Genomic DNA, 23523 nt, shown 5'->3' on the forward strand with positions numbered 1-23523 from the left:
CCCGCACCCGCCGCGGTCCCGACCGCGTAGGGTGCGGCCGCAGCGGTCAGGTCGTCAGGAGGGAGCAGCAGCGATGGCTGGGCGCGGTCAGGGACCGGACTTCGTCGAGGCGCTCGCGCGTGGGCTCGACGTCATCGCCTCCTTCGACCGCGAGCATCCCGAGCGCTCCCTCAGCGAGGTGGCGCAGGCGACCGGCCTCGCGCGCCCGACGGCCCGTCGACTGCTGCTGACCCTCGAGGAGCTCGGGTTCGTCCGCTCGCGCGACGGCTCGTACGCGTTGACGCCCCGGGTGCTGTCGCTCGGCACGGCGTACGTCGCCTCGCTCGGCCTGTGGGACATCGCCCGGCCGCGGCTCGAGGCGCTCGTCGCCCGCACCGGGGAGTCCTCGTCGATGGCCCAGCTCGACGGCTCGGACATCGTCTACGTGGCGCGGGTGTCGGTGCCCAAGATCATCGCGCTACGGGTCGAGGTGGGAACCCGTTTCCCGGCGCCACCGACGTCGCAGGGCAAGGTGCTGCTGGCCGCCCTCTCCTCCGAGGAGCTGGATGCCGTTCTGGCGCAGCCCAGCCGGTCGGGCATCCGGGGTCATCTCGAACCGGGACGCGACGAGCTCGACGACGAGCTGGCGCGGGTGCGGGCGCGCGGCTGGGCGCTCGCCGACGAGGAGCTGGCTCCCGGCGTGCGGTCGGTCGCGGTCCCGGTGCGCGACGGCACCGGCACGGTCCGGGCCGCGATGAACGTCACCGTGCACGCCGCCGAGACCTCCACCGAGCGCCTCGTCGACGAGCTCCTGCCGATGCTCCAGCGCACGGCGGCCGAGGTCAGCGACGACTGGGCGCAGTGGCAGCGCCGGCCGCACGTCGAGGTCGACCCTCCGAGCGCCTGACCCGGCCCATCACCTCGGAACGTGTGTGAACACGCCGGACAACCGCGGCGAGCTCACACACGTTCACAAGGATGGGGTCAGCGGGAGCGGCCGCCGCGCTCGGAGAACGCCGCCGCGCCGCCACCCTGACGACCGCTGCCGCCCTGACGGGCGCCGCCGCCCTGGCCGCGACGCGAGCCACCCTGGCCGCCGGCGCCTCGGCCACCGGCCGGACGGCCCTGGCCCGAGCGCTTCGGCCCGGATCCCTGTGCACCGGAGCCGCCGCGCGCCGAGCCCTGGCCGCTGCCGGCCTCGGGACGGGGACCGCGCCGACGCTGACCGCCGGAGCGCCGCTGGCCGCCGCCGGACGTCGCGGACGAGCCGCCCTGCGCCCGAGCGCCGTTGCGCCGACCGCCACCCGAGCCACGACCCGAGTCGGCGGGGACGGGGGCGACGAAGCCGCCCTCGAAGGACCGGTCGCCGGGGGCGAGCTCGGACAGCAGCGGGTGCTCCGCGTGGACGCGGGTGGTCGTCGCCCGGATGCCCGCCTTGCGGGTGAGGTCGCGGACGTCGCGCACCTGGTCGTCGGTCATCAGCGTGACGACGGTGCCCGACGCGCCGGCGCGTGCGGTGCGCCCGGACCGGTGCAGGTACGCCTTGTGCTCGACCGGCGGGTCGGCGTGGATGACGAGCGCCACGTCGTCGACGTGGATGCCGCGGGCGGCGATGTCGGTGGCCACGAGCGTGCGGGCGGCGCCGCTGTGGAAGGCCTCCATCGTCCGGGTGCGCGCGCCCTGGCTGAGGTTGCCGTGCAGCTCGACGGCCGGCACGCCGGAGCCGTTGAGCTGGCGGGCCAGCTTCTTCGCGCGGTGCTTGGTGCGCGTGAAGACGACGGTGCGCCCCGGCGCCGCGGTGAGGTCGAGCAGCACCGGGAGGTGCGCATCGTGCGTCACGTGCAGCACGTGGTGCGCCATCGTCGAGACCGGCGACTGGGCCGAGTCGGCCTCGTGCGTCACGGGGTCGTGGAGGTAGCGACGGGCGATGACGCCGATGCCGGCGTCGAGGGTGGCGGAGAACAGCATCCGCTGCCCGCGCTGCGGCGTGGCGTCGAGGAGGCGGCGGACCTGCGGGAGGAAGCCGAGGTCGGCCATGTGGTCGGCCTCGTCGATGACCGTGACCTCCACGGCGTCGAGGGAGACGTGGCGCTGGCCGATGAGGTCCTCGAGCCGGCCGGGGCAGGCGACCACGACGTCGACGCCGCGGCGCAGGTTCGCGACCTGCGGGCCCTGGCCGACCCCGCCGAAGACGGTGCAGGTGGTCAGGCCGAGCGTGGCGGCGAGCGGGGCCATCACCTCGTCGATCTGGGTGGCCAGCTCGCGGGTCGGGGCGAGGACGAGGGCACGGGGGCGCTTCGTCGTGCGCTGGGTCCGGCTCTGCGAGAGGCGGGTCAGCAGCGGCAGCACGAAGGCGACCGTCTTGCCGGACCCGGTGCGCCCGCGGCCGAGCACGTCGCGGCCGGCGAGCGAGTCGGGCAGCGTCGCGGCCTGGATGGGGGTGGGCGTCGTGATCTCGCGCGCGGCGAGCAGCTCGACGAGGGGGGTGGGCACGCCGAGCGCGCCGAAGGTGTCCGATGACACGGGAAGCTCCAAGGTGATGGTGTCGCAGCGCGGCGCGAGCCGTCGGCAGCGACGAGGTGGATGTTCTGCCGGGCGGGGCTCGGAGGCCGCGACGCCGTGAGCGGGAAACCCGCCACGAGGGCATCGACATCGATGTGGGCCGCTGCAGAACCGGGCAGGCCCACCACGACCAGTCTACGGCAGGTCGGCGGTCCCGGACGCCACCACGGGGTCGAGGTGGGCGGCACCCACGGCCCCCGACCACTCGCCGAGGCCCGAGCGGACGACGGCGATGCGGTCGGCGTCGAGCTCACCGGCGTCCGGGAGGTGCTCAGCGAGGGCCTCCCGCAGCGGGGTGAGCAGGACCTCGCCGGCGGCCGCCAGCCCGCCCCCGACGACGACGAGGCGGGTCCCCGCCGTGGCGATGACGGGCGCCAGCGCGGCGGCCAGGGCATCGACGGCATCCGTCCAGATCCGTTGGGCCACAGGGTCGCCCGCAGCCACCGCCGCCGAGACCGCGCGGGCGTCGCCCTCGCGACCCGCTGCGTGCCACGCCCGGCCGATGGCCAGGGCCCCGGCGACCGCCTCCAGGCAGCCGCGGCGACCGCAGCCGCAGCGCGGTCCGTCGGTGCGGACCCGCACGTGCCCGATCTCCCCGCTCCAGGCCGAGCCCCGGACGACCCGGCCGCGCGTCATCAGCGCCGCGGCCAGACCGGTGCCGAGGGGCACGAAGAGGACGTCGTCGACCCCGGCCGCGGCGCCGGCGAGGTGCTCGCCCAGCAGCCCCGCCCGCACGTCGTGGCCGAGCACGACGGGCGCCTCGACGTGCCCCGCCAGCTCGCTGCCGACATCGAGGTCCCGCCAGCCGAGGTTGGCCGACCACACGGCCCGGCAGCGCTCCTCGTCCACGACCCCGGGCACGACGAGACCGACCCGCTCGACGACGGACCCCGACCCCTCGGCCGCGCGCAGCGCATCGAGCACGGCGGCCACGACCGGACCGAGCCGCCTGCCGACGTCGCGTGGCGTCGGCGCGAGGTGGCGGGCGACGACGGCCCCGTCGCGCAGCGCGACCGCCTTCGTGCGCGTGCCCCCCACGTCGATCCCGACCCGCAGGCCGCCGGTCGGGGAGCCGGCGGTGCGCGGGAGCGCGGCCGTCACGGCGTGGCCACCGCGTGGCCGAGGCGAACGTCGACCGCCGTGAGCGCCAGTCGCACGGCACCCGTCGCGACGGCCGACTCGCCGAGGCCCGAGAGCAGGACGCGCGGCGGCTCCATCGTCGTGCGGCCGAGCTCGGCGCGCACGGCGTCGGCGAGGGGCGGGCCGACGCGGCTGGTGCGCCCCCCGAGGACGACGGTGCCGGGGTCGACGACGAGCACGAGGGCCGCGACACCGGCGCAGAACCAGCCGACGAGCCGCTCGACGGCGGCCGCCGCCTCGGTGCTGCCGGCGTCCGCGGCGCCCACGAGCGCCCCGAGCACGTCAGCGGGGTCGGTGCCCGCCAGCGCGTCCGCGACCAGCGGGTCGCGCGTCGCGAGGTCGGCGGCGAGCGCCCGGACGGCCAGGGTCGAGACGCGTCGCTCGAACGGCCCGGGGACGCCCTCGCGCGGGAGGGAGCCCTCCGGCGTCGCCCGGTCCGGGTCGCGGAAGACGTCGACCAGGCCGAGCTCCCCCGAGGCCATCGTCGCCCCACGGAACGGCGTGCCGTCGATGACGAGACCGGTGCCGACCTGCTCGTCCCAGTGGACGAAGGCGAAGGTGTCGACGCCGCGCGCGACCCCGACGGTCCGTTCCGCCAGGGCCGCGAGGCGGACGTCGTTGTCGATGAGGACCGGGCACCCGAAGGCCTCGGCCACCCGCTCGGTGACGGGCAGCGCGCTCCATCCGGGGATGTTCGAGGCGGTGCGGATGCGCCCCGTGCCGGTGTCGACGATGCCCGTCGTCCCGATGCCGATGGCCCACAACCCGGTGGCGGAGGCGTCCTCGGCCACGACGGTGCGCAGCGCGCCGAGCACCGCCTCCAGGACCTCGTCGGCGACCGCCGTCGTCGCCACCCGGACCTCGGTGAGGAGGGTGCCGCCGAGGTCGGCGAGCACGGCGTGCACCTCGTGGGCGCTCACCTGGACGCCTGCGACACAGCCCAGCTCGCGTCGGAAGCGCACCCGCTGCGCCGGGCGACCGACGGCTCCCCCGGACCGCGAGGCGCTGCGCTCGACGAGCCCGAGGTCGACGAGGTCGTCGACGGAGCGCGTGGTGGCGGGCCGCGACAGCGACGTCAGGGCGACGAGCTCGGTGAGGCTGACCGCCCCCTCGCTGCGCCGGAGTGCGTCGAGGAGCGCGGCGCGGTTCATGCCGCGCAGCACGTGGGGGCCCTTGGCCACCGGTGCGGTGTCGCTCACGAGGTTTCCTCCCCCGGGGTCTTGACGTGGGTGCGGTCGGGCATGATTATTTACGAATCATTCGTAACTGTCCATGGTGAGTTTCGGCCACGGGCTCGAGGGCACGGTCGCCCCCCGCGACCGGTCCCCGTCCCGAGGGAGCGCGCCACGGACGACCCACCTCGAGGACCCGGACGCCGGGTGCCCGCGAGAGAGACGAGGACGTGACATGGGGAAGTCGACAAGGGCCGCGGTCGCGGTCGGGGCGCTCGTCCCGGCGCTGCTGCTCGGCGCCTGCGGCGGAGGCTCCGGTGCGGGTGACGCCGGCGGCGACTCCGGCGGGGACAAGGCCACGACCATCACGCTGATGGCGGCCGAGTACTCCAAGGACAACACCAAGGCGTTCTGGGACGCGTTCGCCAAGGAGTACAAGAGCAAGTACGGCTACACGCTCAACGTCAACGTCGTCAGCTGGGACAACATCGACCAGCAGTCCTCGACGATGATCCAGAACAACCAGCCGCCGGACATCCTCAACCTCAACGCGTACGCCAGCTACGCCAAGGACGGCCTGCTCTACGGCTCCGACGAGGTGCTGCCGAGCGAGGTGAAGTCCGACATCCTCCCGACCTTCGTCAAGTACGGCACCTACGACGGCACGTTCTACGGCTTCCCGGACCTCAGCAGCGCCCGTGCGCTCTTCTACAACACCGACCTCTTCGCCAAGGCCGGCATCAGCGCCCCGCCGAAGACCTGGGCCGAGCTCGAGGCCGACGCCCAGAAGGTCAAGGCCACCGGCAACACCGGGTACGCGCTGCCGCTCGGCCCCGAGGAGTCCCAGGGCGAGTTCTCGATGTGGCTCTTCAACAACGGCGGGGACTGGAAGACCGACGGGAAGTGGTCGATCAACTCCGACAAGAGCGTCGAGACCCTGACCTTCCTGAAGAAGATGACCGACGCCGGTCTCACGCAGTCGAACCCGGCCCGTACCAACCGCGCCGACGCCTTCGACCTCTTCAAGTCCGGGAAGGTCGGCATGGTCGTCGGGTTCTCGCCGCTCGCCGGTGAGCTCGACAAGGACGGCACCGTCAAGTACGCCGTCGCGCCGTTCCCGACCAACGACGGCTCCGAGAGCAAGCCCCTCGGCGTCACCGACTACCTCATGGCCTTCAAGAAGAAGGGCAACCAGGACGCGGTCAAGGCGTTCTACGAGCTCTACTACTCGAAGGACCAGATCAACACGTTCATCGAGAAGGAGGGCTTCCTCCCGGTGACCACCTCGGGCGTGGAGTTCTTCCAGAAGGACGACAAGCTCAAGGTCTACCTCGACACCCTGCCCAACGCGCGGCTGACCCCGACCGACGACCCGACGTGGGACAAGGTCAAGCTCGCCGTGCAGCAGAACCTCGGCGGCGGCGTCACCGGTGACCCGAAGGCCACCCTGGACAAGCTCCAGCAGACCGCCGAGTCCGGGGGCTGACCGACGTGACGACGACCGACGACGTCCAGGCGCCGTCGGCCCGCACGACCCCCGGAGGACCTCGCCAGCGGCGGCGGTCCTCCGGGGTCGGCCGGGTCAGCGCCCCGGTGGCGCTGCTCTGGCTCGCCCCGGCCATCGCCCTGATCATCGGGGTGGTCCTCTTCCCGGCGATCATGCTCTTCCGCGCCTCGCGCTCGGAGTACTCCATCACCGGGCTCTACAAGGGCAGCGCCGGCTGGGACAACTACGCCAAGGTCCTCAGCTACCCGGACCTGCCGGTCGTCCTGAAGAACACGGTCGTCTGGGTCGTCGTGGTCGTCGCGCTGACCATCGTCATCTCGCTCGCCCTGGCCCAGCTGCTCGTCAAGGACTTCCCCGGGCGCCGGTTCGTGCGCTGGGCCGTCATCGTGCCGTGGGCGGCCTCGCTGGTCATCACGAGCCAGCTCTTCGTCCTGCTCTACGACGACAACTACGGCCTCTTCAACCACGTCCTGATGACGCTGGGGATCGTCGACACCCCGATCAGCTTCCTCGGCGACGACCGCTTCACGATGGCCTCGATGATCGTCGTCGGCGTCTTCGTGTCGCTGCCCTTCACGATCTTCGTGTTCATCGCCGGGCTCAACGCCATCCCCGACGACGTCATGGAGGCCGCCGAGGTCGACGGCGCCTCGCCGTGGCAGCGCTGGCGGCAGATCACCTTCCCGCTGCTGCGCCCGGCGATGCTCATCGCGACGGTGCTCAACACGATCTACGTGTTCAACAGCTTCCCGATCATCTACACGCTCAACGACCGCAACCCGGGCTTCACCCACGACACCCTCATCACCTTCATGTACAAGCTCGCGTTCAAGAGCCAGGAGAAGGACGTCGGGATGTCGGCCGCCACGGGCATCGTCAACGTGCTGATCATCCTGCTGGTCGTCCTCGTGTACCTGAAGATCGTCAACTGGCGGGAGGAGACCTCGCGATGACGAAGACCCGTCGGCCCCGGCTCGTCGCGTTCAGCGCGGCGGTCATCGCGCTGGTGTTCCTCGCGCCGTACGTCGTCATGGTGCTCGACAGCTTCCGCACGAGCACCGACGTCAAGACCTCGCCGCCGTCGTTCCTGCCGCGGATCTGGCAGTTCGACACCTACCTCACCGTCGTCACCGACGGCCGCTTCCCGCACTGGCTGCTCACCTCGCTCATCGTCTCGCTCGGGGCGACGGCGGTGGTGGTGGTCGTGGCCATCCCCGCGGCGTACATGACGGCGCGGCACCGCTTCCCGGGCCGCGGGCTGTTCCTGCTCGTCGTGCTCATCACCCAGATGTTCGCGCCGACCTCGCTCGTCGTCGGGCTGTACCGGCAGTTCTTCGAGCTGAACATGATCAACACCTACGGCGCGCTGATCATCACGAACGCGGCGTTCAACCTCGCGTTCGCGATCTGGATCCTGCACGGCTTCTTCTCCTCGATCCCGCTCGAGGTCGAGGAGGCGGCGGCGCTCGACGGCGTCGGCCGGGTCGGGATGCTGCGCCGGATCATGCTGCCGCTCACCCTCCCCGGACTCGTGACGGCGACGATCTTCACGTTCATCGCGGCGTGGAACGAGTACGTCGTCGCGCTGACCCTGATGATCGACGACGACAAGAAGCCGCTGACCGTCGGCTTCCGCTCCTACGTCACGGGGTACGAGCAGAACTGGGACCAGCTGTTCGCGGCGTCGGTCATCGCGGTCGTCCCGGTCGTCATTCTCTTCGCGCTCATCGAGAAGCACCTCGTCGGCGGCCTGACCGCCGGCTCGGTCAAGTAGCCGCCCCGCCTCCCCACACCACCCGACTTATTGCCCGTAACCCACCTCCGAGGCGCCGAAGGTGGCCTCTCGAGGTGGGTTCTGGGCAATAAGTCGGGTCAGAGGGCGGGGAGGACGGTGGTCGCGACGACCCAGGTGGCGGCCGCGCAGACCAGCGCGAAGGTCGCCAGCCACAGCACCCGGGGCACCCGCGTCAGCTGGGCGAGGACGGCGGCGTCGCTGGCCGAGCGGTCGCCCGACCCGGCGACCGCCCCGAGGTGCCGCCAGGCGCCGACGACGAGGACGATGCCGACGCCCACGAGCACCTGGGCCTGCACCCGCTGCGCGCCGGCCCACCAGAGCCACCCGGTCAGCCCGCCGACGACGAGCACGACGACCGCGGTCAGCAGCGAGCGCGAGCGCACGAGGGCGACCAGCAGCACCACCACGACGGCCGCGAGCACGACCGGTCCCCAGCCGCGGACCGCGAGCCACACCGCGCCCGCCCCGACGACGGCCGGCGCCGGGTAGCCGGCCCAGGTGGTGGCCACCCGGCCGAACCCGCGCGCCGGTCCGACGGTCACGGCGTGACCGGACATGTCGCCGCGCAGCACGAACCCGGTGAACCTGCGCCCGCAGAGGATGCCCACCCCGGCGTGTCCGAGCTCGTGGACGAGGGTGACGCCGAGGCGCAGCACGCGCCACACCGGCTCGACCCCGACGGCCACGAGCGCGGCGACGAGGACGACGAGCACCGGCCGCCCGTCGAGCGACACCTCGCCGACCGGGCGGAGGCGCTCCCAGAGCTGTCCGACGTCCACGGGCACCGGACCGTAGCGGCCGCACCTGAGCGCCCGCCGGGAGGGGACGGCCGGACGGGCGCGACCCGGTAGCGTCACGTGACGTGAAGGGGCTCGTCGACATCCACTGCCACGGCGCCGCCGGGCACGAGCTGGGCGCCACGACCGAGGGCACCCTTGCCGCGGTCGCGCACCACGCGGCCACCGGGACCGACGTGCTCGTGGCCAGTCTCGTCTCTGCCCCGTTCGACCGGCTCCTCGAGCAGGTGCGCACCCTGGCCCCCCTCGTCGCCGACGGCACGCTGGCCGGCATCCACCTCGAGGGGCCCTTCCTCGCCCACGGGCGGCGGGGTGCCCACGACCCCGCGGCGCTCGCCGCCCCCGATGCCTCCCTCGTCGAGCGGCTCGCCGAGGCCGCCGCCCTCGCCGGCGCGCCGGACGCCCTGCGCCAGATGACGTTCGCCCCCGAGCTGCCCGGTGCCGACGCCCTGCTCCGCGCGCTCGTCGAGCACGGCATCCGCCCCGCCGTCGGGCACACCGAGGCCGACGCCGGCACGACGGCCCGCACCCTCGCCGAGGTCGCCGCCCTCCAGGGCGCGCCGGCCCTGGTCACCCACCTGTTCAACGGGATGCCCCCGCTGCACCACCGCGCCGGTGGGCCGGTGGCCGCCGCGCTCGCCGCCGCCGCGCGCGGTGAGGCGGTCGTCGAGCTCATCGCCGACGGCGTGCACGTCTCGCCCGAGGTCGTGCGGATGGTCTTCGAGACGGTCGGCCCCGAGTCGGTCGCCCTCGTCTCCGACGCGATGGCCGCCACGGGGCTGGGCGACGGCCGGTACCGCCTCGGCAGCCTCGAGGTCGACGTCGCCGAGGGCACGGCCCGCACCACCGACACCGGGTCGATCGCCGGCGGCACCTCGACCCTCGGTGAGTGCGTGCGCTGGTGCCTCGAGGTGGCGGGCCTGCCCGAGGCGGACGTCCTCACCGCAGCCTCGACGACGCCGGCCCGGGCCCTCGGTCTCACGCCGACCACCCGGCCCTGACACCGCGCCCACGATCCGGAACCGCGCCGCACCCCGGGGTGCGGGGCCGTGCCTACAGTGGGGCATGGAGTCGCTGCCGCTCTTCCCGCTCGGCGGGGTGCTGCTGCCCGGGGCGCGGATGCCCCTGCAGCTCTTCGAGCCGCGCTACCTCGAGCTCGCCCAGCACCTGGCCGGCGAGCCGGAGGACCAGCGTCGCTTCGGCATCGTGCGCATCCGGCACGGCCACGAGGTCGGCGAGGGTGCGGCCACCGACCTCCAGGAGATCGGCTGCGAGGCGCGCGTCGACGCGATGGCCCTCGCGCGCGGGGACGCCGGCACGGTGGTGCACCTCGTGGCGCGCGGTGCCCGACGCTTCCGGCTGGAGTCGCTCGACGCAGCGGCCGGCACCGCGTTCATCACCGGCGCCGTCACCTGGCTCGACGAGCCCGCGGTCGACGACGACCCCGAGGTGGCCCGGCTGGTCCAGCGCGTCCTGACCGCGCACGCCACCTACCTGCGGACCCTCGGCGCGACGGCCGACCCGGTCGAGGCGGGCCCGCGTGACGTGGCCTACCGCGTGGCCGAGCGGATGGTCCTCGAGCCGACCGACCGCCAGCGGGTCCTCGACGGCGCCGACGCCGCGACCCGGCTGCGCACGGTCCTCTCGCTGCTCGGCCGGGAGACGGCCATCGTCGACCGCTTCGCGGCGCTGCCCACCCCGCCGGACCTCGGTGGCGCGTCGCTCAACTGAGGCCTCGCGTAGGGTGCGGCGCATGGACCTCGCCCGCCTCCAGGAGGTCATCGAGCGCACCTACGGTGAGCGCGACCGGGCCCGGGGCGTGCCGAGCACGGTCGCGTGGCTGGCCGAGGAGGTCGGCGAGCTGGCCCAGGCGGTGCGCAAGGGCACGCAGGCACAGCGCGAGCACGAGTTCGCCGACGTCGTGGCGTGGGTCGCCTCGTTGGCCAACCAGACCGGCGTCGACCTGACGGCGGCGGTCGAGCGCTACGCCCACGGGTGCCCGCGCTGCGGCGGCTCGCCCTGCACCTGCCCCTGACGCGACGAGGTCGCCGGTCCCGTCGGCCAGACGGTCAGCCGGTCAGCCGGTCAGCCGGTCGGCAGGGTGCGCGCGAGCCACGCCTCGGTGCGGGCCCAGGCGTCGGCGCTCGCGGCGGCGTCGTGGTTGACGAAGTCGTCGTTGTCGAAGGCGTGGTCGGCACCGGGGTAGGTGAGCACCTCCGCCGGGGCGGCACCGGAGGTGACGGCGGCCCGGATCCGCTCGACGACGTCCATCGGCAGGTAGGAGTCGGCCTCGCCGAAGACGTGGAGCGACGGCGTGGACACCGACGGCACGGCCTCGACGAGGTTCGGGAGGGCCGACCCGTAGTAGGAGACGAGGGCGTCGGCGGGCTGCCCCGCGACGACCGCGTAGCCGAGGCCCCCACCGAAGCAGAAGCCGACCACCCCGACGCCCCCGGTGACCTCCGGGAGGTCGCGCAGGACGTCCAGGGCCGCGGTGGAGTCGGCGACGGCGGCGTCCCAGTCGAGCCGGCCGAGCAGGTCCATCGCCTCGGCGAGCATGTCGGGTCCGTTCTCGACCGAGGTCGTGCCGAGCCGCCAGAACACCTCGGGCGCCAGGACGACGTAGCCGAGCGCCGCGAGGTCCTCGGCGCGCCGCTCGATGTACGGGCTGATGCCGAAGATCTCCTGGAGCAGGAGGACGCCGGGACCGGTGCCGCCCGGGGGCAGCCAGCGGTGGGCCGGCATCACGCCGCCCTCGGTCGGGACCTGGATCGGCTCGCTCATGGGGTCAGTATGCCGGGGTCGGTTCGGGGTCGGTCCCTCTCGGCCGCGGGCTGCATTCGGCCGAGGACCCACCGCAATGTCGGGGAAAATCGGCGTGGCACCTTCCTGCACATTGATCGGCAGGAAGCGGACCACATGGCGGCGGCTTCGGACACCCATGGCGGGCGAGCTCCACTGCGACAGCCGTAACCGGAAAGAGTTCGTGTACAGCAGTATTCGTGACACCGTCACGACAATGCTGCCATCCCGAGCGGCCGGTCGGTCCATCGTTGTCATCGACACCGGCACCGGTTGTTCGCAGGGACGGGCGCTCGCCATGACATTTGTCGTCGGCGGTCGTGACATTCCGGGAGGGTGAGGTAAAGCGCAGGCAAAGAATTCCGAGAAGGCTGGAAATGCCCCATCCGATGTGATGTCTTGGGTCGAAGTCCGTGCAGGGGAGAGCACGAGAGGAGGTCCGCCGATGGCTCGGTCCACGGTGCTGCGAAGCCCTGTCCGGCTGCTCCTCGCGGCCGCCTTCGTGGCGGTCTCCTGGCTGCTCCTCGGCCCCGCGCAGGCCCACGCCGAGGAGCCGGCGCCGCGGTCGGGCGGCCTCCTCGGACAGCTCGCCCGCACCCTCGACACGGACGTCCTCGCCCCCGTGAGCCGCACCACGACCGCCGCGACCGGGACCGTGACCACGACGGTCGAGCGGACCGTGGACCGGGGCACGAGCATCGTCTCCGGCACCACGGCCGCCCTCTCGCGGACGACGACGGAGGTCGTCCCCGTGGCGCCCGTCGCCCCCGCCGTCCAGGCGGCGGCCGGGACCGTCGACGACGTCGTGGCCGTGACGACCAGGACGACCCGGAGCACCGTCTCGACCACGACCTCCGTCGTCACCGACACCCTGAACAGCTCGTCGGTCATGGTGTCCGACACCGTGATCGACATCGCCGACACCACCGACACGGCGCTCGGCCACCTCATCGCCACCGTCGACGACGTGCTCACCCCCGTGACCGACGTGCTGGCTCCGGTCACCGACGTGCTCGTGCCGACGCCCGGCCACGTCCTGCCGCCGACGGTGTCGGGGCCCGACGCCGGTGCCGTGGGCCCGACGGGCGCCACCACCGCCGACGCCGTGCCTGCCCTCGCAGCGGTGGGCGGCGCCTTCGTCCCGCCGGCCGCCGGTTCGTCGGGCGACGTGGCGCGGACCCTGACCACGCCGGTGTCCCCGACCCGTGTCCTCGTGCCCGCCGCGGCGGCGCCGGTGCTCCACCGGCTGCTCGACACCCCGGCTCCCCTCGGGGCCCTCACCGCGCTCGTCTGCCTCGGCGCAGCGGGCGCCCTCACGATCTCCGGGCCCGGTGGCGCACCGGGTGCCGCGGCCCTGACCGCGCGGCACCCGCTCCCCCCGCTCGGCCGGCCGGCGCCGGTGCTCGGCACCGCGAGGACCGTCGGTCCCCGGCCCGTCCTCCTCCCCGGCCTCAGCCCTGACTGATCCGCCCCTGCGTCCCCTCGCGCGGACGCTCGGCACGACCCCACGTCCGCGTGGGCTCCACGGATCAGCCAGGAAAGGAAGCACGGCCATGCATGCACACGTACGCAGAGGGCTCCAGGTGGCCCTCCTCGTGGGAGGTGGCGTCCTGTTCGCCAGTCCCGCGTTCGCCGACGACACGACGTCCGGCACCGACTCCCTCCTCGGGGGCAACCAGGTCCTGAGCCGGGTGACCGCACCGGTCACCGCGGCCGGCAACGCGATCTCCGTGATCGGGGACTCGCACTCGGAGAAGGCGACGACCTCGTCGTCGTCCGGGAACGGCTCGGCCGGAGGGGCGTCGAGCACCTCGGGCGAGGACTCCGCCGGGGGTGGGAACCAGGTGACGGCACCGGTGAGCATCCCGGTGACGGTCTCGGGCAACGCGATCTCCGTGATCGGGGACTCGCACTCGGAGAAGGCGAGCACCAAGGCCTCGACCGATGGCGGCTCGGCCGGAGGGGCGTCGAGCACCTCGGGCGAGGACTCCGCCGGGGGTGGGAACCAGGTGACGGCGCCGGTGAGCATCCCGGTGACCGTCGGCGGGAACGCCGTGTCGGTGATCGGGGACTCGCACTCCGAGGGAGCGACCACGACGGCCGGCTCCACCGGCGGCACCGGTACGGGTGGCTCGACGACCGGCGAGGACTCGCTGCTCGGCGGGAACCAGCTCGGGAGCATCGTCTCGGTCCCGATCACCGTCGGTGGCAACGCGATCTCGGTGCTCGGGGACTCGCACTCCGAGGATGCGGCCACGAGCGGTGGGTCCACCGGGTCGACGGGCTCGACGAGCCCGGGGAGCACCTCGGGTGAGGACTCGGCCCTGGGCGGCAACCAGGTCGCCCTGCCGGTCGGCATCCCCGTCACGGTCGGTGGCAACGCCGTCTCCGGCGTCGGTGACTCCACGAGCACCGGTGCGGTGACGACCACCCCCGCGACCGCGGGCGGGTCGAGCGGCTCCACGACGGGCGAGGACTCGCTCGGCGGCGGCAACCAGGTCGGCCTCCCGATCTCCGTCCCGGTGACCATCGGCGGCAACGCCGGCTCGGTCATCGGCGACTCGACGACGGAGGGTCCGACGACCGGCACCCCCGGCGACCCCGCCACCCCCGGCACCCCCGGCGACCCCGGCACCCCCGGGACGCCGGGTGACCCCGGCACCCCGGGCGCTCCGGAGTCCCCGGTCGGCTCGGCCTCCCCGCCGACCGCGGTGCAGGACGTCGTGGCCGGCGTCGTCACCGCGGCACCGGCCGCACAGATGCTGGCGCAGACGGGCCTCGAGGGCGGGCTGATACTCGCGCTCGCGGGTGCGCTCCTGCTCGTCGGCGCCGCGCTCGTGCTCTCCTCCCGGCGGCTGCCGGTGGGGGCGCGGGCGTGACCTGAACGGGCCGGACCGGGCGCACCCCTGTCGTGCCCGGTCCGGTCAGGGTCGGTCGGCCCCGACCGGCTCCACGTGCCCCGACGCCACGAGGGCGCTCACCGTCGCGGTGAGGATCCCGTCGGCGTCGGGGTGCGGGCCGTGCTCCGCGACGGCCCGCTCGACGAGCTCGTCGAGACCGCGCGGCTCCTCCAGGGCGCGCCACACCGTCGAGGCGAGGCCCGGCAGGACCGACGGGACCTGGGCCCGGATGACGAGGCTCGACCCCTGCGCGTGCACGGCGTGCTGGAACGAGGTGCGGCACACCGGGCCCTGACCCGTCCAGCCCTCCACCGTCACCGGGGGCGACGGGGGCGACGGGGGCGACGGGGGCGCGTCGTCGTCCTCGAGCAGCGCCGGCTCGTCCCCGCGCTCGCACGCCCACGCGACCGGCTCCTCGTCCGCGCCGCGCCCCTCGGCGAGCCCGCGGACCAGCTCGACGCACTCGGCGATCTCGGCGTAGTGCAGTCGCCACGGGCCGCCCCCCGCGGTGAGGGCGGAGCAGACGGCCTCCATCGGGTGCTCCAGCCGGAGCAGCGCGGAGGTCTGGGGGACGACCTCGGCGAGCGCCTCGACGAGCGGGACCCGCTCCAGCCGCGATGCCTGCGCGGCCGGGTCGCGGGAGAGGAGGACCAGCGCGGCCAGGTGCAGCTCGGCCGGGGCCCGCACCAGCCCGAGCTCGTCGGGGCCGGACTCGGTCTTGTCGAAGGGGTCCGTGGGGTCGTGCAGCACGGACAGCGGCTTGGCCCAGGGCCGGACGGTCAGGTCGTCCTCGACGGCGACCGTCTCGTCCGACACGTACCCGAGGTGCGCACCCAGGACCCGGGCCGCCGTCGTCTTCCCCGTGCCGGATGCCGCGACGAGGGCGACGGTCGCCCCGTCCGGCGCGCTCACGCCCGCCGCGTGGAGCAGGAGGCACTGCCCGGTGCGGCGGTGGATGGAGGCCATCGTCAGGGCCCGGGACAGGAGGTAGGGCAGCTCCGCGTCCGAGGCGCGGTGGGGCACACCGGCCAGCGACAGCAGGCCGTCGGCGCGCCCGACCACGTAGGGCCGGACCTCACCCTCCGGTGCCGGGCCGCTCGCCGCCCGGGTCCAGAGCGCCCGGACCCGGCCGGCCATCGGCTCGCCGAGGCCGTCGACGTCGAGCGACCACGCCGCGCCGAAGGCGTCCACGAGCAGGGGGCCACCCGTCACGACCGCGACCCTCCCGTGTACCGCGACGCGGCGTCGAGCGACTGGCGGACGTAGGAGCCCCCGAAGAGGACGGCGTGCAGGAGGAGGGGGTGGACCTGGTGCAGGAGGACGCGGTCGCGCCAGCCGTCGGTGAGCGGTGCGGCCTCGTCGTAGGCGGCCAGCACCCGGTCGAGGTGCGGGGCGCCGAAGAGGAGGAGCATCGCGAGGTCGGCCTCGCGGTGACCGCCGTGGGCGGCCGGGTCGATGAGCACCGCGCTCTCGGGCGTCCAGACGACGTTGCCGGACCAGAGGTCGCCGTGCAGGCGGGACGGGACCTCGCCGGTGTCGAGCGCGCCGCCGGCGACGACGGCGGCGAAGCGCTCGAGCGCGGTGACGGCGGCCGGGTCGAGGACCCCCCGATCGGACCCGAGCCGGACCAGCGGCAGCACGCGGGCCTCGGCGAGGAACGGGCCCCAGGCATCCCAGTGCCCGAGCGGCAGCGGGAGCGGCTCGCTGAGCGGGCCGAGCCAGCCGTCCCCGGACCAGCCCTCCGGCGCCGCGCCGAAACCCGGGGCACCGGCGGCATGGGTCGTGGCGAGGCCGCGCCCGAGCGCCTCCGCGTGGGCGGGTGTGGCGGGCGCGTCGTCGAGCATCGGCAGCTCGAGGTGGTCCTCACCGACGCCGAGCACCTCGGCGACCCGCGCGCCGTCGTCGACGGCGAGCCAGCCCAGTCCCGCGGCCTCCCACCGGAAGTACCCCGGGGGCGCGCTGACCGAGGACTTGCGGTACCGGCGCGGCATGGGCCCATCGTCGCATCCCGGGGAGGCTGACCGGAGTCGCTCCCGCGGGCTACAGTCTGGACGACGGCCCACGTGACCTCGGAGGAAGTCATGACCGACACCCTTTCCCCGCTCCCACCGGACGACGAGGACACCGACCCGAACGCCCTGCTCGAGAGGTTCACGCAGGAGCTGGGTGGTGTCCTCGAGACGATGGACGAGCTCTCGGACTACCTCGAGCGCGTCGTGCACGCCGTGCGCCGGCACGTCGACGGCTGCGACGAGGTCGGGGTCACCGTGCTCAGCGGCGACCGCCCGCACACCGCGGCCTACACGACCGTGCAGACCCTCGAGATCGACGCCGCGCAGTACGCCCTCGACGAGGGGCCGTGCCTCGACGCCGCGCACACCCGCAAGGAGCAGATGGTGCCCGACCTCTGCACCGACGACGGCCGGTGGCCGCGCTTCGCCGAGATCTCCCGCCGCGACGGGATGCGCAGCCTCTACGCCGTCCCGCTCGTCAGCGGCGACGAGTGCGTCGGCGCGATCAACCTCTACGCCTGGGCCACCAACGCCTTCGACGACTTCGACGCCGCCCTCGTGCGCGTCGCGGCCAGCCGGTGCGCCGACGCGGTGGTCGCCGTCACCGCCCTCGACGGCATGCGCCGGCTCGCCGGCCAGCTCGAGCAGGCGATGGCCAGCCGGGCCGTCATCGAGCAGGCCAAGGGCGTCATCATGGCGCTGCGCGGTGTCCCCGAGCACGACGCCTTCGAGGTGCTGCGCAAGACCTCGCAGGACCGCAACGTCAAGGTGCGGGTGCTCGCCGACGAGGTGGTGCGCGGCGTGGTCGCCGGCAGCCCGGGGCCGGGGGCGTCGGAGCGCTGACACCGGTGTCCTAGAGTCGGGTCATGGCGCGACCCCACGCGGCGGCACTCCTCGAGGACGCCTACACCGAGCGCAAGGCGGGCCTGCTCCGGTCGCGCGGGTGGAGCACCCGCATCGTGCCGTCCACGGGGTACGGCAGCGCGAGCCAGCTGCGCATCTTCGGCCGCGTCATCTTCACGCGGGGCCGTCCCGAGGACGAGCCGGAGGCGCCGACGTACGCCGCCCGGCTGCGGGCCGTCGAGCTCGAGACCCGGGGCTGGCGCGCCTTCGTCGCCACGCCGGCCACCGAGGAGCCGGTCACGGTGCGCGTCAACGAGCGGCTCGTGACGACCCGCACCGACCGCGGCGGGTTCGTCGACCTCGTCATCCGGGGGCACGGGCTGACCCCGGGCTGGCACCACGTCTACCTGTCCTCGCCGCGCGCGGAGCCGATCGACGTGCCCGTGCTCGTCGTCGGGTCGACGGTGACGCACGGCATCATCTCCGACATCGACGACACGGTGCTGTCGACGTCACTGCCCCGCCCGATGATCGCGGCGTGGAACACCTTCCTGCGCTCGGAGGGCGCCCGCCGCCCGGTGCCGGGGATGGCGACGATGTACCGCGAGCTGCTGGCCGCCCAGCCCGGGGCGCCGGTGGTCTACCTCTCGACGGGGGCGTGGAACACCGCGCCCCAGCTGACCCGCTTCCTGCGGCGCAACGGCTACCCGGCCGGCCCGATGCTCCTCACCGACTGGGGGCCGACGAACACCGGATGGTTCCGCTCGGGCCAGGAGCACAAGCGGGCCCAGCTGCACCGGCTGGCCCGCGAGCTGCCGAACGTGAAGTGGCTCCTCGTCGGTGACGACGGGCAGCACGACCCGCGGCTGTACACCGACTTCGCGGCGGCGCGGCCGGACCGGGTGCGCGGCATCGCGATCCGTGAGCTGACGGCCGGTGAGCAGGTGCTGAGCCACGTCATCCCGGTGGCGACCGACGACATCGCGCCGGCACCGACCGAGCGGCTCGAGGTGCCGGTGGTGCGCGGTCCGGACGGTTACGAGCTGCGGCGTCGGGTGGAGGGGCTGTGGCACGAGGAGGTCCGGCCGCGCACGCTGCGCGAGTACGCCTCGACCGTCGTCACCGACCTCGACGACCCGCCCGAGTACGTCCTCGAGGGGCCGGACGAGCGCTGAGGTGTCCGGCTCGGTCGAGAGGCCGGGCTCGGATGGGTCCGTCCCCCGGACTCCGGTCGCAGCGTCCGGTATCCCGGTCGCGGCGACCGGTATCCCGGTCGCGGGGTCCGGTATCGCGGTCGCGGGGTCCGGAATCCCGGTCGCGGCGACTGCATCCTGGGAGGACACCCTCCACCCGGCAGGTGGCGGGCCCGGCCTTCCCGGCGTGGTTCAGCCCAGGTGCACGGTGAGCGGGGCGGCCGGATCGACGGGCGTGACCCGCACGCATCCCTCCGGCCCCTCGCCCAGGGTGTACGCGTCGTCCGGTCGCACCGGGGTCCCGGCCGCGAGGTCGACGTGACCCGGCCCGTCCCCCACACCGAGCAGCGGACGGAACCGGATGGCTCCGTCCTCGACCCCGGCGACCTCCCCCGTCCCACCGACGACGCGCACCCCGCCGATGCCGAGGCCGAGCGGCAGCAGGTGCCCCGACCGCGCCGGCACCTGCAGTGGCCCGCCCGCGAGCACCTGCCCGTCGACGGTCACCTCGACCGGCATCGCGGCCCCCGAGAGGTTGATGACGTGCAGCGCCCGCTGGCCGTCCGCGGAGGCCGTCGTCGTCGTGAGAACGCCCGGCCACGGCGTGCGCGTCGAGACGCCGGGTGATGCCCCGAGCCGCTCGACCGCGCGCGCGAACAGCTCACGGCTGGAGGGCAGCTCGGCGGCGAGCAGCACCACGCGTCCTGACCCCACGGGCACGTCGACGCCGCACACCACTCCGTAGACGTCGGTGAGCACGACGTCACCGCGGGATGCCGTGAGCTCCTGGCGCCAGCCGACCCGCATCTCCGGCCACGGCGCGGCCCAGCCGCGCGCGACGACCGACGGGTAGTGGTGCCCGGTGTCACGGTCGACCTCCCCCGGCTCGATACCCAGCGCGTCGACGAGGACCGTGCACGGCGTCCCGTCGAGGTCGAGCACGGGCGCGGGCCCGAGCAGCAGCACACCACCGCCGGCCTCCGCGTGCGCCAGCACCCGCTCCTGCACCGCGCGGGCCAGGTAGCGCCCGGCGCCCAGCACCAGCACCGATCCGGCTCGTGGAGAACGCTCCTCGAGGTGCACCGCACCGAACCGGTACCCCGCCATGAGCAGAGAGCGGACGAGCGCACGCCGCTGCCCGGCCCCGCGGTGGGCCGCGAGGTCGGTGACGGCGTCCGTCATCAGGTCGGACCCCGGGTGGTGGTACTCGGTGGCGTAGGCGTCGAGCACCAGGCCGAGCTCGACGTCGTCGTGCTCCTCGTCCATCACCGCGAGCCACGGCTCGTTGGCCCGGACCGCCTCGATGGTGCGGCGGGTCGCGTCGAAGGCGAAGCCGCGCTGCCCCTCCGGCCCGACCGGGGCCGCCGTGCCGTGCCGCTCACCGGTGAACGAGAGCCGGTCGTTGCCGTCGCCGACGGGCTCGTCGAGCATCGGGTTGATGCCGCCGGCGAAGAGGTAGTAGTTGACGAGCCGGTTGCCCTGCGCGAGGCACAGCCGCGTCTTGAGGTCGGTCGTCGAGGGGTCGTACTGCATCTCGGCACCGGCGCCGTAGTCGCCGGAGCCGGCCTCGAACTCCAGCGAGGTCAGCGGCTGGTCCTCGTCGTGGACGGCGTCCATGAACGCGTTGATGACGTAGAGGTCCGACATCGTCGAGAGGGTGGCCTCGCCCATGTAGTGGTCGCTGCCCGAGACCATGCCCGGCACACCGGAGTACGTCGAGACGAGCTGGCTGATCCCGATCGGGAAGGGCTGGCCGCTGCCGCCCTCGGTGCCGTGGATGTTCACGAGGAACGGCACGTCGACCACCCCGTGCTCCTCGGCCATGGTCCGCAGGGCGCCGACGTAGTCGGCGAAGCGGACGCGCATGAACTCGCCCAGGTCACGCCGCAGCGCACCGGCCCACGCCTCCTCGGGGCTCCGGACGGCCTGCGTCCAGCCCTCGGCCCCGGGCTCGACCGGGTAGGGCCCGGACCCGCCGTGCCGCTCCCGCGCCCACCGGCCGAGGTGCTCCACCAGGTGGTCGGTGAGGTCGGGGGTGTTCGTGACCCAGGCCAGCATCCCGACCTCGTTGTCCAGCTGCACGGCGACGACGTTGCCGCCGTTCGGCTGCAGCCTCGGCGCGAGCAGCGGCATCACGGCCGCGTACCAGCGCGCGGTCTCCTCGAGGAAGGCCGGCTGGAGGTAGTCGACGGTGCTCGACGTGGTCGGTGCACCGTCCCAGCCGGACGGCACGACCTCCGGGTGCTCGCGGTACACCCGGTGCGGGATGCCCTCGTTCTTCAGCTCGGCCATGACGAAGGGTCCGGGGCGGGCGACGAACATCAGGCCGCGCTCGGCGCACAGGTCGACGAAGGCGGCGACGTCACGCTCGGGGCGGGTCCGGCCCTCGACGTCGATGCTCCCGTCCGGCAGCTCGTGGAAGATCCACGGGATGTACGAGGCGACCGCGGTCAGGCCGGCCTCGACGCACAGGTCGAGACGCTGCTCCCACTCGTCACGCGCGACGCGGAAGTAGTGCACCTCGCCGGCCATGACGACACGGGGCTCGCCGTCGATCCGGATCTGCTTGCGGGACAGCTCGATCACGCGGGAATCACTCCTGGGGTGGGGTGCGTGGGATGGGCGGTCGGGTCGGGGTCAGGCGAGGGTGAGGGTCGTCCGCCGCAGCGTCGCGGAGTCCGGACCGGTCAGGAGGACGATCTCCCCCGAGTCCACGCGCTCGGTGAGGTCACGGCCCGTGTACGCGAAGTCGACGGCCGACACCTCCACCTCGACCTCACGGCTCTCGCCCGGGGCCAGCTCGACCGAGCGCCAGGCGACGAGCTCGACCTCCGGCCGGGTCACGTCGGCCACGGGATCGTGCGCGTACACCTGGACGAGCTCGCGGCAGGGACGGGAGCCGGTGTTGGACACCGTGACCCGTACGGTGGCGCGGCCGCCGTCGACGGGGGTGGTCGCCGGCTCGACGGTGGGCTCCCCGTACTCGACGGTCGTGTACGACAGCCCGTACCCGAACGGCAGCCGGCTGTGGGTGAGCGCGTCGACGTACCGCCCCTCGAACCGGTCCCGCTCGACCGGGATCGGTCGGCCGGTCGGGCGCTGGTGGGTGCTCGTCGGCAGGTGGCCGACCGAGAGCGGGAAGGTCATCGGCAGCCGGCCGTGCGGCTCGACGTCGCCGACGAGCACGTCCGCCAGCGCGGAGCCGGCCTCCACCCCGGGGTGCCACACGACCACCACCGCGGCGGCGAGGTCGAGCACCTCGGTCAGGTCGAGCGGGCGCCCCGTGTAGACGACGGCGACGACCGGCGTCCCGAGGGCCACCACGTGGCGCAGCACGTCGAGCTGACCGGGCGGCAGCCCGATGTCGGTGACGCACCGGTCCTCCCCCGAGCGCCCGCGGTGCTCGCCGAGCAGCAGGACGGCGGTCGTGGCGCGGCGGGCGAGCTCGAGCACCTGGTCCGGGAAGCGGCCGTCGAGCACGTCGAGCCGCTCGCCGAACGGCGTCCCGGACGCCTCCCCGAACCGCGCGCGCAGGGCATCCGCGGGGCTCACGACCTCCTCGCCGCGCCCGTCGAGGACCCACGTGCCGAGCAGGGCGTCGCCCTCGTCGACGAAGCCGCCGGAGAGCAGCACGCGGCCCTCGCCGGAGGGGTCGAGCGGCAGGACGCCGTCGTTCTTCACGAGCACGTGCGCCGCCTGCGCCGCCCGGCGCGCCAGCGCCCGGGTCGCGTCCGTGGGAGCGGGGCTGCCCTCGAGGTCGCCCGCGTACGGGTGCTCGAAGAGCCCGAGCCGCACCTTGAGCCGCAGCACCCGGCGTACGGCCTCGTCGAGCAGGGACTCCTCGACCTCCCCGGAGTGCACGAGGTCGGCGAGGTGCGCCGTGTAGGCGTCGCTGCACATGTCGAGGTCGACCCCGGCCTCGATGGCCAGCCGGGCCGCGTCCCGCAGGTCTCCGGCCACTCCCTGGCGCACGAGCTGCCCGACGCCGCCCCAGTCCGCGACGACGACGCCGTCGAAGCCCCACTCGTCCTTGAGCACCTCGCGCAGCAGCCGCCGGTGCGCGTGCATCGGGGTGCCGTCGACGTCGTTGAACGCGGCCATCACCGTGGTCACGCCGGCGCGCACGGCATCCCGGAACGGCCGCAGGTGCAGGTTCCGCAGGGTGTTCTCGCCGACCGACACGGTGTTGTAGTCGCGCCCGCCGGTGGAGAGGCCGTAGCCGACGTAGTGCTTGGCACAGGAGGCGAGCCGCCGACGGTCGGTGAGGTCCTCGCCCTGGAACCCGCGCACCATCCCCGCGGCCAGCCGGCCGGCGAGCACCGGCTGCTCACCGAGCGACTCCGCCACCCGGCCCCAGCGCGGCTCCTCGGAGACGTCCATCATCGGGGCGAAGGTCCACGCGACGCCCTCGAGCGTCGCCTCGGCGGCGGCGACCCGGGCGCACTCCTCGGCCAGCTCCTCGTCGAACGCGGCGGCCATCCCGAGGGGGATGGGGAAGACCGTGCGGTGGCCGTGGATGACATCCCGGCCGAAGAGCAACGGGATGCCGAGGCGCGACTCCTCGACCGCGAGCCGTTGTGCCGCATCGATGTTGGCGACGAGCATCCCCTCGTCCCGCTCGTTGCCGGCGGTGGCGCCCGACGCGTAGAGGCTGGAGGACACCGCCCCGCTCCGGATGGCGTCCTCGTCGTCCGGGGTGATGTTGGCGACCTGGTGGGTCTGGCCGACCTTCTCCTCGAGGGTCATCACGGCGAGCAGCGCCTCGACGCGCTCCTCCGTGCCGAGGGCAGGGTCGAGCCACGGGCGGTCGGTGCCGGTCAT

General features: G+C 74.1%; 20 protein-coding genes. 11 read left to right on the forward strand and 9 right to left on the reverse strand.

Annotation, left to right across the window (positions count from 1 at the left end; all coding sequences use genetic code 11):
* The first annotated feature begins 73 nt into the window (after positions 1–73).
* Complete coding sequence (locus ACQZ2A_RS15685) at positions 74–886, forward strand: IclR family transcriptional regulator domain-containing protein (protein WP_430212977.1); 813 nt, start codon at positions 74–76, stop codon at positions 884–886.
* Between the two features lie 77 nt (positions 887–963).
* On the opposite strand, the gene ACQZ2A_RS15690 is transcribed toward ACQZ2A_RS15685, so the two are convergent.
* From ACQZ2A_RS15690 to ACQZ2A_RS15700, 3 genes are all read right to left on the reverse strand, one after another.
* Entirely contained in the window at positions 964–2502 is a 1539-nt protein-coding gene (locus tag ACQZ2A_RS15690) for a DEAD/DEAH box helicase (protein WP_430212980.1), read from the reverse strand.
* A 174-nt stretch (positions 2503–2676) separates the two neighbouring features.
* Positions 2677–3642 (reverse strand): ROK family protein, encoded by a 966-nt coding sequence (locus ACQZ2A_RS15695; RefSeq protein ID WP_430212982.1) that lies wholly within the window; start codon positions 3640–3642, stop codon positions 2677–2679.
* Positions 3639–4880 (reverse strand): ROK family transcriptional regulator, encoded by a 1242-nt coding sequence (locus tag ACQZ2A_RS15700; RefSeq protein ID WP_430212985.1) that lies wholly within the window; start codon positions 4878–4880, stop codon positions 3639–3641. Before ACQZ2A_RS15700 ends, ACQZ2A_RS15695 begins: the two co-directional genes overlap by 4 nt.
* A 208-nt stretch (positions 4881–5088) precedes the next feature.
* Between ACQZ2A_RS15700 and ACQZ2A_RS15705 the strand changes: the two genes are divergently transcribed.
* The 3 genes from ACQZ2A_RS15705 to ACQZ2A_RS15715 are packed head-to-tail and all read left to right on the forward strand — an operon-like array spanning position 5089 to position 8134.
* Positions 5089–6339, forward strand: coding sequence for an extracellular solute-binding protein (locus ACQZ2A_RS15705; protein WP_430212988.1), 1251 nt, complete (start codon positions 5089–5091; stop codon positions 6337–6339).
* A gap of 5 nt (positions 6340–6344) precedes the next feature.
* On the forward strand, positions 6345–7313 hold the full coding sequence (locus tag ACQZ2A_RS15710; protein ID WP_430212990.1) for a carbohydrate ABC transporter permease: 969 nt from the start codon (positions 6345–6347) through the stop codon (positions 7311–7313).
* Complete coding sequence (locus ACQZ2A_RS15715) at positions 7310–8134, forward strand: carbohydrate ABC transporter permease (protein ID WP_430212993.1); 825 nt, start codon at positions 7310–7312, stop codon at positions 8132–8134. Before ACQZ2A_RS15710 ends, ACQZ2A_RS15715 begins: the two co-directional genes overlap by 4 nt.
* Before the next feature lie 98 nt (positions 8135–8232).
* Here the strand turns inward: ACQZ2A_RS15715 and ACQZ2A_RS15720 are convergent, their stop codons facing one another.
* Complete coding sequence (locus tag ACQZ2A_RS15720) at positions 8233–8934, reverse strand: M50 family metallopeptidase (RefSeq protein WP_430212996.1); 702 nt, start codon at positions 8932–8934, stop codon at positions 8233–8235.
* A gap of 83 nt (positions 8935–9017) precedes the next feature.
* Between ACQZ2A_RS15720 and ACQZ2A_RS15725 the strand changes: the two genes are divergently transcribed.
* The 3 genes from ACQZ2A_RS15725 to ACQZ2A_RS15735 all read left to right on the forward strand — a co-directional run bounded on the left by ACQZ2A_RS15725 (position 9018) and on the right by ACQZ2A_RS15735 (position 10987).
* Positions 9018–9953: an N-acetylglucosamine-6-phosphate deacetylase gene (locus ACQZ2A_RS15725; RefSeq protein ID WP_430212999.1), complete on the forward strand. Its 936-nt coding sequence runs from the start codon at positions 9018–9020 to the stop codon at positions 9951–9953.
* Positions 9954–10017: 64 nt separating this feature from the next.
* Positions 10018–10683: an LON peptidase substrate-binding domain-containing protein gene (locus ACQZ2A_RS15730; RefSeq protein WP_430213002.1), complete on the forward strand. Its 666-nt coding sequence runs from the start codon at positions 10018–10020 to the stop codon at positions 10681–10683.
* Between the two features lie 22 nt (positions 10684–10705).
* Positions 10706–10987, forward strand: coding sequence for a MazG nucleotide pyrophosphohydrolase domain-containing protein (locus tag ACQZ2A_RS15735; protein WP_430213005.1), 282 nt, complete (start codon positions 10706–10708; stop codon positions 10985–10987).
* Between the two features lie 50 nt (positions 10988–11037).
* On the opposite strand, the gene ACQZ2A_RS15740 is transcribed toward ACQZ2A_RS15735, so the two are convergent.
* Positions 11038–11736 (reverse strand): dienelactone hydrolase family protein, encoded by a 699-nt coding sequence (locus ACQZ2A_RS15740; protein ID WP_430213008.1) that lies wholly within the window; start codon positions 11734–11736, stop codon positions 11038–11040.
* 463 nt (positions 11737–12199) lie between these two features.
* Here ACQZ2A_RS15740 and ACQZ2A_RS15745 point away from each other — a divergent pair, with 463 nt between their 5' ends.
* Together ACQZ2A_RS15745 and ACQZ2A_RS15750 are read left to right on the forward strand one after the other, a co-directional pair.
* A complete protein-coding gene (locus ACQZ2A_RS15745) occupies positions 12200–13219 on the forward strand; it encodes a hypothetical protein (protein ID WP_430213011.1) in 1020 nt (339 codons plus the stop codon).
* 118 nt (positions 13220–13337) lie between these two features.
* Positions 13338–14633, forward strand: coding sequence for a hypothetical protein (locus tag ACQZ2A_RS15750; RefSeq protein ID WP_430213014.1), 1296 nt, complete (start codon positions 13338–13340; stop codon positions 14631–14633).
* A 45-nt stretch (positions 14634–14678) separates the two neighbouring features.
* Here the strand turns inward: ACQZ2A_RS15750 and ACQZ2A_RS15755 are convergent, their stop codons facing one another.
* Both ACQZ2A_RS15755 and ACQZ2A_RS15760 read right to left on the reverse strand, forming a co-directional pair.
* On the reverse strand, positions 14679–15866 hold the full coding sequence (locus ACQZ2A_RS15755; RefSeq protein WP_430213016.1) for an ATP-binding protein: 1188 nt from the start codon (positions 15864–15866) through the stop codon (positions 14679–14681).
* Positions 15863–16645, reverse strand: coding sequence for a fructosamine kinase family protein (locus tag ACQZ2A_RS15760; protein ID WP_430213019.1), 783 nt, complete (start codon positions 16643–16645; stop codon positions 15863–15865). Before ACQZ2A_RS15760 ends, ACQZ2A_RS15755 begins: the two co-directional genes overlap by 4 nt.
* Positions 16646–16735: 90 nt before the next feature.
* On the opposite strand from ACQZ2A_RS15760, the gene ACQZ2A_RS15765 reads away from it, so the two are divergent.
* Both ACQZ2A_RS15765 and ACQZ2A_RS15770 read left to right on the forward strand, forming a co-directional pair.
* Complete coding sequence (locus ACQZ2A_RS15765; RefSeq protein WP_430213022.1) at positions 16736–17509, forward strand: GAF and ANTAR domain-containing protein; 774 nt, start codon at positions 16736–16738, stop codon at positions 17507–17509.
* Positions 17510–17532: 23 nt separating this feature from the next.
* Positions 17533–18684 carry an App1 family protein gene (locus ACQZ2A_RS15770; RefSeq protein WP_430213024.1) on the forward strand — a complete coding sequence of 384 codons (1152 nt, stop codon included), beginning with the start codon at positions 17533–17535 and terminating at the stop codon, positions 18682–18684.
* 210 nt (positions 18685–18894) lie between these two features.
* Here ACQZ2A_RS15770 and ACQZ2A_RS15775 read toward each other — a convergent pair whose 3' ends face one another.
* Positions 18895–21288, reverse strand: a complete 2394-nt coding sequence (locus ACQZ2A_RS15775; RefSeq protein WP_430213027.1) for a beta-galactosidase — start codon at positions 21286–21288, stop codon at positions 18895–18897.
* Positions 21289–21339: 51 nt separating this feature from the next.
* Entirely contained in the window at positions 21340–23523 is a 2184-nt protein-coding gene (locus tag ACQZ2A_RS15780; protein WP_430213029.1) for a glycoside hydrolase family 3 N-terminal domain-containing protein, read from the reverse strand.

Origin of the sequence: Phycicoccus avicenniae, assembly GCF_050496545.1 — a bacterium.
Taxonomy (GTDB): Bacteria; Actinomycetota; Actinomycetes; order Actinomycetales; family Dermatophilaceae; genus Phycicoccus; species Phycicoccus avicenniae_A.